Annotated in this window: 13 protein-coding genes; 7 read left to right on the top strand and 6 right to left on the bottom strand. The window is 42.6% G+C overall.

Going from position 1 to position 12,914, the window contains the following annotated elements; translation table 11 throughout:
- The first annotated feature begins 174 nt into the window (after positions 1-174).
- Genes AWM75_RS04540 through AWM75_RS04530 form a run of 3 tightly spaced genes read left to right on the top strand, consistent with a single transcriptional unit; the run spans position 175 to position 2,099 of the window.
- Complete coding sequence (locus AWM75_RS04540) at positions 175-993, top strand: immunity protein Imm33 domain-containing protein (RefSeq protein WP_067978808.1); 819 nt, start codon at positions 175-177, stop codon at positions 991-993.
- Positions 994-1,005: 12 nt separating this feature from the next.
- The gene (locus AWM75_RS04535; protein ID WP_067978805.1) at positions 1,006-1,404 is read left to right on the top strand and encodes a CidA/LrgA family protein; all 399 of its coding nucleotides are present in this window, start codon (positions 1,006-1,008) and stop codon (positions 1,402-1,404) included.
- Positions 1,401-2,099: an LrgB family protein gene (locus AWM75_RS04530; RefSeq protein WP_067978803.1), complete on the top strand. Its 699-nt coding sequence runs from the start codon at positions 1,401-1,403 to the stop codon at positions 2,097-2,099. Before AWM75_RS04535 ends, AWM75_RS04530 begins: the two co-directional genes overlap by 4 nt.
- A gap of 53 nt (positions 2,100-2,152) precedes the next feature.
- On the opposite strand, the gene AWM75_RS04525 is transcribed toward AWM75_RS04530, so the two are convergent.
- Complete coding sequence (locus AWM75_RS04525) at positions 2,153-2,398, bottom strand: hypothetical protein (RefSeq protein WP_067978800.1); 246 nt, start codon at positions 2,396-2,398, stop codon at positions 2,153-2,155.
- A 131-nt stretch (positions 2,399-2,529) separates the two neighbouring features.
- Here AWM75_RS04525 and AWM75_RS04520 point away from each other — a divergent pair, with 131 nt between their 5' ends.
- From AWM75_RS04520 to AWM75_RS04510, 3 genes are all read left to right on the top strand, one after another.
- Positions 2,530-2,910, top strand: a complete 381-nt coding sequence (locus tag AWM75_RS04520) for an arsenic metallochaperone ArsD family protein (RefSeq protein ID WP_067978797.1) — start codon at positions 2,530-2,532, stop codon at positions 2,908-2,910.
- Between the two features lie 38 nt (positions 2,911-2,948).
- Positions 2,949-3,980 carry a branched-chain amino acid aminotransferase gene (locus AWM75_RS04515; RefSeq protein ID WP_067978794.1) on the top strand — a complete coding sequence of 344 codons (1,032 nt, stop codon included), beginning with the start codon at positions 2,949-2,951 and terminating at the stop codon, positions 3,978-3,980.
- Positions 3,981-4,324: 344 nt separating this feature from the next.
- A complete protein-coding gene (locus tag AWM75_RS04510) occupies positions 4,325-6,256 on the top strand; it encodes a heavy metal translocating P-type ATPase (protein WP_067978791.1) in 1,932 nt (643 codons plus the stop codon).
- Positions 6,257-6,351: 95 nt separating this feature from the next.
- On the opposite strand, the gene ilvD is transcribed toward AWM75_RS04510, so the two are convergent.
- The 4 genes from ilvD to dhaM form a co-directional block, all read right to left on the bottom strand.
- Positions 6,352-8,100 carry a dihydroxy-acid dehydratase gene (gene ilvD / locus AWM75_RS04505; RefSeq protein WP_067978789.1) on the bottom strand — a complete coding sequence of 583 codons (1,749 nt, stop codon included), beginning with the start codon at positions 8,098-8,100 and terminating at the stop codon, positions 6,352-6,354.
- A 126-nt stretch (positions 8,101-8,226) separates the two neighbouring features.
- Positions 8,227-8,790, bottom strand: a complete 564-nt coding sequence (gene dhaL / locus AWM75_RS04500) for a dihydroxyacetone kinase subunit DhaL (protein WP_067978787.1) — start codon at positions 8,788-8,790, stop codon at positions 8,227-8,229.
- A gap of 3 nt (positions 8,791-8,793) precedes the next feature.
- Positions 8,794-9,786, bottom strand: a complete 993-nt coding sequence (gene dhaK, locus AWM75_RS04495) for a dihydroxyacetone kinase subunit DhaK (RefSeq protein ID WP_067978784.1) — start codon at positions 9,784-9,786, stop codon at positions 8,794-8,796.
- Positions 9,787-9,814: 28 nt separating this feature from the next.
- Positions 9,815-10,222: a dihydroxyacetone kinase phosphoryl donor subunit DhaM gene (gene dhaM, locus AWM75_RS04490; protein ID WP_067978781.1), complete on the bottom strand. Its 408-nt coding sequence runs from the start codon at positions 10,220-10,222 to the stop codon at positions 9,815-9,817.
- Positions 10,223-10,411: 189 nt separating this feature from the next.
- On the opposite strand from dhaM, the gene AWM75_RS04485 reads away from it, so the two are divergent.
- On the top strand, positions 10,412-11,596 hold the full coding sequence (locus tag AWM75_RS04485; protein ID WP_067978780.1) for a MalY/PatB family protein: 1,185 nt from the start codon (positions 10,412-10,414) through the stop codon (positions 11,594-11,596).
- A gap of 394 nt (positions 11,597-11,990) precedes the next feature.
- On the opposite strand, the gene AWM75_RS04475 is transcribed toward AWM75_RS04485, so the two are convergent.
- Positions 11,991-12,863, bottom strand: a complete 873-nt coding sequence (locus tag AWM75_RS04475) for a cation diffusion facilitator family transporter (protein WP_067978774.1) — start codon at positions 12,861-12,863, stop codon at positions 11,991-11,993.
- Between the last annotated feature and the right edge of the window lie 51 nt (positions 12,864-12,914).

The raw sequence follows: 12,914 nt of genomic DNA, 5'->3' as shown, positions 1-12,914 counted from the left end.
CTATAGTCGTTTAAATTATCTGAAAGCTTGATGAGACAACAAAGTTGATGTAGCAACGATGTAAGCGCTTTAATTTGTGATATAATTCACTTTTGTTAATCGTCAAAAGCTATCCGCGAATGACAAGCTTTATGCTAAGATAGGATTAAACTTTTAGTTAGAAAGGAGATAGGGATGCGAGAATGGATAAAAGATGCTGACAAGTGTATTGTATCGAAGAAAATACTCTTAGGAGAAGCTAAATTACTTTGGGCCTGGCGCGAAGATGCTAGTCTTGCTGATGATAGCGGTTGGCGTTTTCTAAGCGACGCAGATACTGAGGAGAGTCTACAATTGCCTGGTGCAACCCAGCTAGTTAGTTTTAACGAAATCGCGACAATTGAACCGAGTGTGGTAGGGATTTATTATTATCCCTTATCAGCTGATTTTCAATTTGCTAATCAGGATGGCGTGAAGCACTTTGTATATAACGATGATTTTAGCCCAGTTGCCCTAGTTGATGCTCCCCAGCGTTTGCCACTTGACCAAGACAGTTTTAAACGCCACTTTCCAGAATATGTAGCCTTAGCAAGTCAACAAAATATTGCCCGTCCAAACCTGGATTTTCAATTAGAGGCTGAGGGTCATGACTTAATTGATGTACTCTTGGCTGATCGTCAGGGGCATCTAGCTAATTTTGAGTCTTACTTGTTAATTGGGCTATTAGCGGGTTATTACCGAGCGCGCTACCAGTCAATTCCCTTGAGTCACCAGGACAGTCAGCAAGTGATATTACATATTATGTGCTCACGCTTTAATATCCAGACCGACCAGGTTTTAACCTACCTTGATTATTTTGTTGACCAATTAGCTAATCCACTGTCTCAAGCTGAAGCCCAACTACTAGTTTATGGTCAAGCTATGTTTAATTGGTACCGCCAGGAGGATGATCAGTCAATCAACCAAGCATATTCAGGATTATTAAACCACCATCGTAAAGCACAAGTTAGATAGAAGGGGAGCAAGATGAAATATTTAAAGCAAACATTTATTATTTTAGGGATTACCCTAATCGCTGAGTTATTATCCGCACTGATACCGTTACCATTACCAGCCTCAATTTACGGCATGATTATCTTATTTGCCTGTTTGATGTCGGGACTTATTAAGTTAGACCAAGTGGAAGAGGCAGGACAATTTTTAATTGCTATTATGCCAGTCATGTTCGTAGCCCCAGCAGCTGGCCTCATTACATCGTGGCCAGACCTTAAACCCCACATCTGGGCCTGGTTAGCTATTATTATCTTTACAACTATTTTTATTATGGTAATTACAGCTAAGACGGCTCAATTTATGACACGTAATAAATCAGAAGCCAAACAAGCTGACCAAGCCAATGAAGTTGAGGAGGTTATCAACCAATGATGGAATTATTTACTAGTTTACCAACTTATGGGCTTTTCTTAACTTTAGCTGTGTATTTTGTCGGCCTTTGGCTATCCAGTAAAATCAAGTCGCCTTTAGCCCATCCCTTACTATTAGCAGTTGTTTTAATTATCCTGGTTTTACTTGTCACCGATATGGATGTCGCTGCTTACCAAGAAAGCGCAAGTTTTATCACTTACTTATTGACGCCTGCCACAATTGCTTTAGCTATACCGGTTTATAAGCAAGTCAAGGTCTTAAAGGAAAACTTCCTAGCTATTCTTGTTTCTTGTCTGGTTGGTATGGTTGGAGGTATTTTGTCCATCCTGTTAATTGCTGTTTTATTTAGTATGGATACCATTATCCTCAAGTCTGTTTTAGCTAAATCGGTAACGACAGCCATTGCCCTGGGGATTACTGAAGAGATTGGTGGCATCGTCCCAATCATTGTCGGTTCAGTTATTTTGACTGGTATTTTTGGGGTTATTGTTAATGATGTTATCTTTAAAATCTTTAAGGTAGATTCTTACTTTGTTCGTGGCTTAGGCATGGGGGCAGCAGCCCACGCCATGGGTACAGCCGAGTCGGTTAAACGCAATGAGCTCCAAGGGGCCATGTCGTCACTGGCTATGGTTATCTGTGGCATCTTAATTGCTGTACTAGTGCCGATTACTATTTCTTTATTAGGTCTCTAGTATAAAAGGCTGGCAAAATTTGCCAGCCTTTTACTTTACCCTAATTAGGGTAACTAAATAAGTGATGCATCATATTCTAATTCAAATTGGATCATCTCGCTTTGACTGACATGATCAAGCCCACGGTTGGCTAAGCTTTCATTGAAATCTTCTCTGGCTAAGGGATCTTGAGCAGACCAAGCGGGGGCGGCGCCCATATCACTAGCGATATCATCATGGCCACTATCAGCTAAAATTTCTCCCATTATCTGCATTTGTTGGCGCCAAATAATATATTGTTGATACTGTTTGTCTTTCATACTAAGCCTCCAAATAAAACTAAAAAATCTGACAATTCTAACAATTGAACTTGCAATTGTGGTAGAATTACTACTATAATCATATCATTATCATCATCATGATAGCTATTACTAAGAGGGGGATTTTATCCATGAAGAAAGTTCAGTTATTTGAACCCCTAGGCGCCACTTTAGGTTGCTGCGGTGGCTCTCCGACCTGCGAAAAAACAGATAATCCAATTGTCAATGAGCATGCTAATGTAAAGGAATTGGAAAGGATTGAAGCTTTCTTTACCCAGCTTCAGTCAATTGATGGTTATTTTGTTACTTTACATGACCCATCATCTGACCCCTATACCTTTTCACGGACAGAAGCTGTGATAAAAAAATTACAAGTCTATGGTGAAGATGTTCTACCAATTGTCTTAATCAATGATAAGATTGCTTCAATGGGAGAATTTCCTTCTAATGAAAAATTATCGCAATTAGTTGGTCTAGACTACACATTAGATCCTAGCCCAGCATCATGCTAGTGGCTAGATGGTATTATAAAATTGAGGAGGAATGACAGATGTCAATCGATGCAAAAGACATTAATTTTGAAGAATTAGGGTTTGGTTATATGGATCTACCCTACCGTTGGCGCGCTTATTGGAAGGATGGCCAGTGGTACAAGGAAGGCTTGGAAGAAAGCAATATGATTCCAGTTTCTGAAGCATCGACTGCCTTCCATTATGGACAAAATATTTTTGAAGGTATGAAGGCTTATCGAGGCCAGGATGATCAAATCCGTCTCTTCCGCCCTGATGAAAATGCTAAGCGTCTGAATGCTTCAGCGCGTCGCTTGATTATGCCTGAATATCCAGAAGAAAAATTTATTGAAGCGGTTAAAGAAACCGTTAAGGCAAATGCTGACTTTGTCCCACCATATGGATCTGGTGCGACCTTGTATATCCGCCCATTTATGATTGGAACGGGTGATAATATTGGTGTTGGTCCAGCGCCTGAATATATCTTCTCAGTATTCGTAATGCCAGTAGGCCCTTACTTTAAAGGCGGATTTGGCACCTCTAAGTTTGTCACCTCTGAATATGATCGGGCGGCACCTCATGGCACAGGTGCTGCTAAGGTAGCTGGAAACTACGGTGCTTCCCTAAAACCAGGTAAAGATGCTAAGTCAGAGGGGTATGCTGATGTGGTTTATTTAGATCCAGCTACCCATACTAAGATTGAAGAAGCAGGTTCAGCTAACTTCTTTGTGATTGAACGTGACGGTCATAAGTTTGTCACACCAGCTTCGCCTTCAATTTTGCCTTCTATTACCAAGAAGTCAATTCTCTACTTAGCTGAAAACCGTTTGGGATTGCCAGTCGAAGAGGGAGATATCTTTATTGATGATTTAGGTCGCTACGAAGAAGCTGGCGCTATGGGTACAGCTGCTGTGATTTCACCGATTGGCTCAATTACCCACCAAGGTGAAGAACACAAATTTGATTATAGCGACCAACCAGGTCCACTAACGACTGCCCTATATAAAGAATTAACTGGTATCCAATATGGTGATAAAGAAGCGCCTGAGGGTTGGGTAGTGATGGTCGATTAATCATCTAACTAAATAGATTACAATAAATGGATAAAATATAGATAAAGCTCCGCCAAGCAAGTTAATGATTAACTAGTCTGGTGGGGCTTTTTTTTAGTGGATAGATAGCTTGCTATAATTTTACTCTTTAAAGAGAGAGGGCGCGTGCCGTTTGTGGCTATTCACTGGTCCTGCTAGACGAGCAGGTGTAATGGTTAACGGCCAGGTTTGTGGCAGGTGACTGCTAGCTGTTGCCTAGAAATTTTTATCAAATACCTTAATAGGTGCTTGACATATGAAATTTAATTCATATAATAAAGATAAGGGTTACATGAATATATTTTCATTTGAGAGGAGTTCCTATTATGTCAAAATCAAGCGCTACTAATCACACAAAAACACATAATCATAATCATGACCATGACCACCAAGCTAGTCATAATCATGGTAAACTACCGGTTATCCTTTATTTAATAGGTTTGGTTCTATTTTTCTTAGCTTTATTAGTTGGTGACCGCCAACTGCTACTTAGTAATATCCTTTATACGCTATCGATTGCTAGTGCTGGTTACCATGTCATTGGCGAGGGTGTCATGGATACAATTAAAGATAGTAAAGATCAAGGACGCTTTGCTCCGAATGTTCACTTGCTTATGTCTTTAGCTACTTTTGGCGCCATGATTATTGGCAATTTTTCAGAAGGTGCCCTCTTGATTCTTATTTTTGCTGGCGCTCACTTTCTCGAAGATTATGCCTATGACCGATCTAAACGTGAGGTTTCGCGCTTGCTAAATATGAATCCTAGTCAGGCCCGTCTCATCCAAGCAGATGGATCAACTCAATTAGTAGATGTTGCCGATTTAAATATCGGTGACCAAGTACAAGTCTTAAATGGTGACCAAATTCCTATCGATGGTGAGATTACCAGTGGTCAGGCAGTTATTGATGAGTCAGCTATTAACGGTGAGTCTATCCCACGTGAGAAAGCGATTGGTGACCAGGTTTTTGCCGGCACCATTAATGGTAGCCAGGCCTTTAAAATGAAAGTAACTACTAATCCAGAAGCAACAGTTTTAGCTCAAATTATGGATATGGTAAAAAATGCCCAGACCAGCCAGAGTAAAACGGCCACGCTAATCAAAAAATTAGAGCCACGCTATGTGACTTTAGCCCTGATTATGGTACCTTTAGTCTTTATCTTCGGTCACTATGCCATTGGTTGGACCTGGGAGTATAGTTTTTACCGGACTATGGTCTTCTTAATTTCAGTTTCTCCTTGTGCCTTAGCTGCTGCGGCCCTTCCCACCAGCCTGTCAGCTATTTCCAACTTGGCCCGCTATGGTGTGCTAGTAAAAGGGGCTAATTACCTATCTCATTTGGCTGGTCTTAAAGCCGTAGCTTTTGATAAAACAGGAACCTTGACCACTGGGAAACCTCAGGTGACGGATTATGATTTTAAAGCGGATCTAGATCAAGAAGAAATTTTAGCGATTGTCGTAGGTATGGAAAAAGGTGCCAACCATCCGCTAGCAACTGCGATTGTTGAACGCTTTGCTGACCAGGTGGCTAGTCCAGATATCACGGCCCATAATGAGACGGGTATTGGTTTAGTGGCTGATTACCAGGGTCACCGTTATCGGATTGGTAAGCCAACTAGTTTTACCGAAGAGTTAGCAGTAGTAAGTGACCTCCAAGGCCAAGGTAAAACGGTTGTTTTAGTTGGTAGGGATGACCAGGTATTAGGTTATATAGCCCTAATGGATTTACCAACAGATGTGGCTAAAGCAGCGATTAACTACTTTAAAGACCAGGATGTCCATACCGCCATGTTGACCGGTGATAGTCAATTAACTGGTCAAAGTGTCGGTCAAGAATTAGGCTTAGATCAAGTTGATGCTAATATTCTACCCGAAGAGAAGGCTGACCATATTAAGGCCTTGCAAGACCAACATGGTTTAACTGCTATGCTAGGCGATGGCGTAAATGATGCGCCGGCCCTAGTGACAGCAGATGTTGGTGTCGCCATGGGTGAAGGAACCGATGTGGCTATTGATGTGGCAGACTTGGTATTGATGAAAAACGACTTGTCCAAATTAGTCTATGCCCACAAGGTGGCGCGTAAAATGGAGCGAGTGACCTGGCAAAATATTATTTTTGCTATGTTTGTGGTCGTGGTATTGGTAACTTTAAACTTCTTGGAAATGACTGACATTACTTTGGGTGTCATTTTACATGAGGGGTCAACTTTGATGGTTATTTTGAACGGTTTACGCTTATTATTACCTGTCAGAAAATAGTTTAGGCTTGGTGAACTTAAACTAAGTAAAATATTTGGACAGCAAAAAGGAGTTGGTCATAAGCCAACTCCTTTTTGATATATTTATTCAATTGATTATTTATCCATTAGCTCTTGGGCCCAATCTTCGTGTAAGAAGACATCATCTTCTTTACGACGGTTAACATAGTCAGTGACAGCGCCGCGGTCAGCTGAGGTAACGTTATGGGCATATTTACCTAGGGCGCCTTTTTGTAGGATTTGACGTGGTTGCCATTGGCTACGACGACGTTCAAATTCTTCTTCGCTGACATCGACATCAATGGTCCGATTAATGGTATCAATCGTTACCATATCACCATTTTCAACTAAGCCGATTGGGCCACCAACCATGGCTTCAGGGGCAATATGACCAACAACTAAACCATGCGTACCACCAGAGAAACGACCGTCAGTTAAGAGGGCACAGGCTTCACCCAGGCCCTTACCAACTAAAATAGAAGACAGGGATAACATTTCTGGCATACCTGGTCCGCCCTTAGGTCCAACATAGCGGACGATAACAGCGTCACCAGCGACAATGTCGTTATTAATGGCAGCTTGGACTGCTTCATCTTCAGTGTCATAAACTTTAGCTGGACCGGTAAAGTGGGTAACTGAAACACCGGATAATTTAGACACACAGGCATTAGGCGCGATGTTACCACGTAGGATAACTAATGGACCGTCAGCCCGTTTAGGATTCTCTAGGGACATAATCACATCTTGACCTGCTTTAAGGTCATCGAAATCTTCAAGATTTTCGGCCATGGTTTTACCAGTAACAGTTAAACAATCACCATGCAAGAAGCCTTCTTTTAGGAGGTACTTCATAACAGCAGGCACACCACCAACATTGTACAAGTCATTAAAGACATAGCGACCAGAAGGTTTTAAGTCAGCGATATGAGGGACCCGTTTTTGAATCCGTTCAAAGTCTTCTAAACCAAGGTCGACTTCCACGGCATGAGCAATCGCTAAGAGGTGGAGGATAGCATTAGTAGATCCACCTAAGGCCATCACGACCGTAATCGCATTTTCGAAGGCTTCTTTGGTCATGATATCTTTAGGGTAGATGCGTTTTTCAATCAAGCGGCAAACTGCTTCACCAGCTGCCCGTGAATCATCATGCTTATCTTGGGTAATCGCTGGATGGCTAGATGAACCTGGCAGTGACATGCCTAGGGCTTCAGCTGCAGAGGCCATAGTGTTGGCAGTATACATACCACCACAAGCGCCAGGTCCTGGACAGGCGTTTTTTTCTACGGCTGTTAAACGTTCTTCATCGATGGTGCCGGCGTTGAACTGACCAACAGCTTCGAAGGCGGAGACAATATCCAAATCTTCTCCGTCTAGATTACCTGGCATAATGGTACCACCGTATACGAAGACGGCAGGGACACCAGCATTGGCGATACCGATCAAGCAACCTGGGATATTTTTATCACAGCCACCAAAGGCTACTACGCCATCCATCGATTCCCCATTAACCACTGTTTCAATGGAATCAGCAATTAAATCACGAGAGGGTAGGGAGTAACGCATACCTGGCGTTCCCATAGAAATACCATCAGAAATGGTAATGGTATGGAATTCAAAGGGATGGAAACCATGGTCCTTGATACCCTGAATCGCCTCATTAGCTAGTTCACCCATGTGCATATTACATGGGGTAACCTGGCTCTCTGTATTAGCGACCCCAACTTTTGGTTGGGCAAATTGTTCGTCGTCTAAACCAACAGCCCGCATCATTGCCCGGTTAGGGACACGGAGGGGACCATCGAAGACTTGACTTTGAATACGTAAATCTTTTTCATCCTTAGCCATTTGCTTCACTCCTCTAAATTGGCAAGTATAGATACTCAAACTTTAGCACAATAGCTAGTCTTAGTCAAAGAGTTTTCAGACAATTTAAACTATTATAATCTGAGTATTTGCTCTACTGAGTTCGACTCATTTATTTAGAATAGCTTCAAACAAATAGGCTGATGATTGGGCACCAGGATCCATTTCTCCAATTGAGCGGTCGCCATAGTAGGAAGCCCGACCTTTAGTGGCTTTCAAGTCCTTGACAGTGGCCAGAGCTTGGTCAATAGTGGCCTGGTCTAGCTGCTTGTCGGCCAGGGCTTGAGCACAAGGTGCCCAGACATCAATCATCGTTTTTTCTCCTTCATCAGACTTGCCCCGGGCTTTAATTTTGTCTAAACCAGCGCTAAAGAGCTCGCCATAATCTTCACTACCGTTCTGGGCCATACCGAGAAAGGCTGAGCCATAAAGTGGACCAGCAGCGCCACCAACTTTAGACATAAGTTGCATAGCTACTTGCTTAAAGAGGTCGCTGACATTATCAGGGGTATTAGCGGCCAAGCTTTCTTGAACCGCTTTGGCACCGCGGGCCATGTTATTACCATGGTCGCCGTCGCCAATTTTTTGGTCTAGGTCACTTAAGTAATCTTTTTTAGCAATTAATTGATCTAGCCAGGGATTTAGCCAAGCTAGTACTTCTTCAACAGTCATGAGTTACCTCCAAGCAATAGTGTCTACAGGGCTATTAAGGGCAGTCAGCCAGTCTTGGTCGTCTAAGGCTAATAGTGTCAGAGAAAGGCCGGCCATATCTAGGCTGGTCATAAATTCATCAACCTTGACAAAATCAATATTTAAGCCTTCATCGGCTAACAAACGGGCCACATCTTGCCAAAAGATATAGAGCTCAACCAGGGGTGTCGCCCCCATACCGTTAACGAGAACGGCATAATGATCTCCATCCTGCCAGTTCAGCTCACCTTTAAGTTGGGAGGTCAATTCTTGGGCCATCTCCTGGCTAGTTTTCATTTTTTCACGTCGATAGCCGGGTTCGCCATGGATGCCGATACCGTATTCAAATTCATCGTCGGCAATTTCAAAACCAGGTTTACCGACTTCTGGTACGGTAGCTGCAGTAAGGGCTAAACCGATTGTTGCCAGGTGAGCATTTACTTGGTCAGCAATTGCTTTTAGTTCATCTAAAGTTTTGCCTTGGTCAGCATAGTAGCCGATGATTTTGTGCATGAGAACGGTACCAGCAACACCACGACGGCCAGCTGTAAAGGAAGAATCCTCGATAGCAATGTCATCATCAACTACTACTGAAGCGGTTTTAATATCTTCGATTTCAGCTAGTTCCATGGCCATTTCGAAATTCATGACATCACCACTGTAATTTTTAATAATTAAGAAGACACCTTGACCGTTATCAGCTGCCTTGATAGCAGTTAAAACCTGGTCAGGAGATGGTGAGGTGAAAACTTCTCCGCAGGCGGCAGCAGATAGCATCCCTTTACCAACAAAACCGGCATGGCTAGGCTCGTGACCTGAACCACCACCAGAGATAATCCCCACGATAGAAGGAGTCTCAACCTTGCGGGCAATCACTTGACTATCTTGGGGCCGGTATATTAAATCAGCATGGGCGGTCTCAATGCCGTGCAGCATTTCTTGGACAACTTGGCTAGGGTCATTAATAATCTTTTTCATACCAATACCTCCTAATTAGTCGCTAAATTTAATAATTAGTTGCTTGCAGGACTTCGGCTACTAATTCCTCTGGATTGCTTTGAATCGTTGATTGGACAGCTGCTACATAGGCGCCTTCTACAAAGGCAGCTTGGTCGATAATTTTAATTTTAGCTTTTAATTCTGCGCTATTAACAAAGTCCAGGGCAGTTTCAGCTGCCATTTTGGCTGACCCCATATCATAGAAAACATAAATGTAATCACAACCAGCTTCCTGGGCCTTGGTATAGGCGTTTAGCACAATAATTGGACTGGTACCAGTGTGGCCATTTTCAGTACCACCAGCTGTAAAGATTTTATAACTACCTTCCTGATCAGGAACTAGGGCTTGAATGAGCTCTTTGGTACCTTGGCTGAGCTTTAGGGAGTGGGAAGCAAGAATTATAGCATTTTTCATTAAAGTTCCTCCTTATAATCAATACACATTTACATCTTAATAATAGCACGCTCCCTTATATTTAGAAAGCGCTAACTTATTTATAAATATTATCGTCTCTAAGTATAAACAGTGTTCGCTAGTGACAATCACTCTGCCTTATAATCTATGTTAAAATGAATTTGACTAATAAAAACGGAGGTAAATAGTATGGTAGATGTATTAAAAGATTTAAGCCCCGACCGTGAAGGCAGTCCTGTTATTAAATGGACAGGTATGACCGGAAAATACGGCGCTAACGATCTGCTTCCCCTCTGGATTGCAGATATGGATTTTGGTACTGTGCCTGAGGTGGTCCAAGCGCTAGTAGACTATACTGAGCGCAACCAATATGGCTATTTTTCTGTTCCCGATTCCTATTATCAGGCCTTAATTAAATGGGCCAAGGACCACTTTAACTATACGACTGAGGCCAGTTGGTACCGGTACACGCCGGGTGTATGTACTGGGCTAGCCCTAGCCTTACAAGCTTTCACCAATGAAGGGGATAAAGTGTTAATTCAAAATCCAGTTTATGATCCCTTTAGAACAGTTGTATTAGAGGCTAATCGTGAGCTAGTGATGCAAGATCTATTGGGTGATGATGAAGCGGGCTATCGGATGGATTTTGATAGTTTAGAGGCAGCTTTTAAGGACGGGGTAAAAGTCTTTATTCTTTGCTCTCCCCATAATCCGATTGGCCGGATTTGGAGCCAGGAAGAGTTGACAAAAGTAATTGATCTTTGCTGCCAATATGATGTCTTTTTGTTTGCTGACGAAATTCACCGTGACCTGATTATGCCAGGCCATGAATTTATAACGACTGGTTGTTTAGTTAATGATTTTGATAAGTTAGTGATTTTTACCGCTGCTTCTAAAACCTTTAACCTAGCTGCCTTTAGTCATTCCTTTATGATTATTAAAAATCCTGACCTGCGTGCTATTTATGACCGCTATACCAAGACCATTCACCTGGGTACGGGGGCACCGGCTGGCTACATTGCTGCTGAGGCGGCCTTTACGCACGGTCAAGACTGGTTAGACCAGGTGATTGATATCGTCTGGGAAAATTATCAAACTGTCAAAGCTAGTCTAGCCGAATTTCCAGCTATAAAAATTGCTGACCTGCAGGCTACCTATCTCTGCTTTGTTGACTTAGGCGCCTATGTTAGTCCCGATCAACTGACTAGTCTTGTTCAAGACCAGGCTGGTTTGGCGGTCAATTATGGTCGTGACTACTGGCCAACCAAGCCGGATGATTGTCATATTCGTCTTAATTTAGCTACCAGACCTGATATTATTCGCCAAGCTATGGACCAGTTGACCCAGGCACTTAAGAACCATCATTCAGCCTAATTTTTGATAAAAATAAAGCGCCCTTGATTGAAAAAATCGAGGGCGCTTGGCTTTATCGACTGTCATCTTTCTGACTATCGCAAGGCTCGGTTGCTTTGTATATGAGGATAACACCTAGGATAATAAAGGAGAGGTTAAAGATATGTTGGTAGCTCTCATTTGAAAAAAGCAGGGCAGCCGGATCTGAGCCGGTAAACATGGGCCAGAGGAAAAGTAAACTAAATCTAAGCCAGTTGAATCTTTTGTTCATTTTAATTCCTCACTTTCGGTTAGTAACGTTTCCTACAAAATTAGCTTAGTATACAAAAAAACGCTTTCAAATATTTTACCTGTAATTAAAAAATAGGGGTGTGACAAAAGTCGCACCCTCACTTTGCTATCTGATTAGTAGTAGCTAAACATCCATGGGCTCAACATGGATATCAGCTGAATGAATGGCAAATAGGTCATCCAAAAATTCCTCAACTTGGTCACTAATGTCGTGGGCCTGGACGATAGTCAGGCTAGGGTCAACCAAGATGGTCACATCTAGGGAAGGACGGCCGCCATAAGAACGGCCCCGGATAGATTTAACAGCTAGTACACCCCTTACCTTGAGAATCTCTTCCCGATACATCATTAACTCATCTTCCGGAAAACCATCGGTTAGTACAAAGACACTCTCAACAAAAATTTCTAAACCGGTTTTTAAAATGATGAGACCGACAATGACAGCCATGACGGGATCGGCCCAAGACCAACCAGCCTTACTGGCAATCACGGCTAGCATAGTGGCTAGAGAAGTTAGCATGTCAGCTAGGTTGTCTTTGGCGGCAGCAGCTAGACCATCGCTGTGGACGCGTTTAGCTAATCGCTGGTTATACCAGTAAACCCCCAGCATGATTAGGGCTGATAAACCAGCTACGGTAGCGGTCATCAGGCTGGGTTGCTGGTTGCTGGGATTTAAGACTTGTTTTATAGCCGTTAAGGTAACCTGAATACCGATATATAGGATCATAAAACTCATGGCCAGGGTAGCTACCGTCTCTCCCTTCCAGTGGCCGTAGCGGTGGTTGGCATCAGCGGGTTTTTGAGCATAGCGCAAACCAACAATCATGGCAATAGAATTTATTGAGTCACTGAGATTGTTGTAGCCATCGGCGACGAGAGCGGCGGAATGGAGTAAATAGCCAGCTAGGAGTTTGCCAGCAGAAATAATGAGGTAAGCAATTAGGGATATCCAAGAGCCTTTTTCGGCTTGTTTGAGTTCTTTTCTTCTATCTTCCAAGGCGATTTCCTTTCATAAATAGTCTACTTTAGAGAGTATAAGTAAATGTTA

Source organism: Aerococcus urinaehominis, assembly GCF_001543245.1.
Classification (GTDB): Bacteria; Bacillota; Bacilli; order Lactobacillales; family Aerococcaceae; genus Aerococcus; species Aerococcus urinaehominis.
This window is presented reverse-complemented; position numbering and strand designations above follow the sequence as displayed.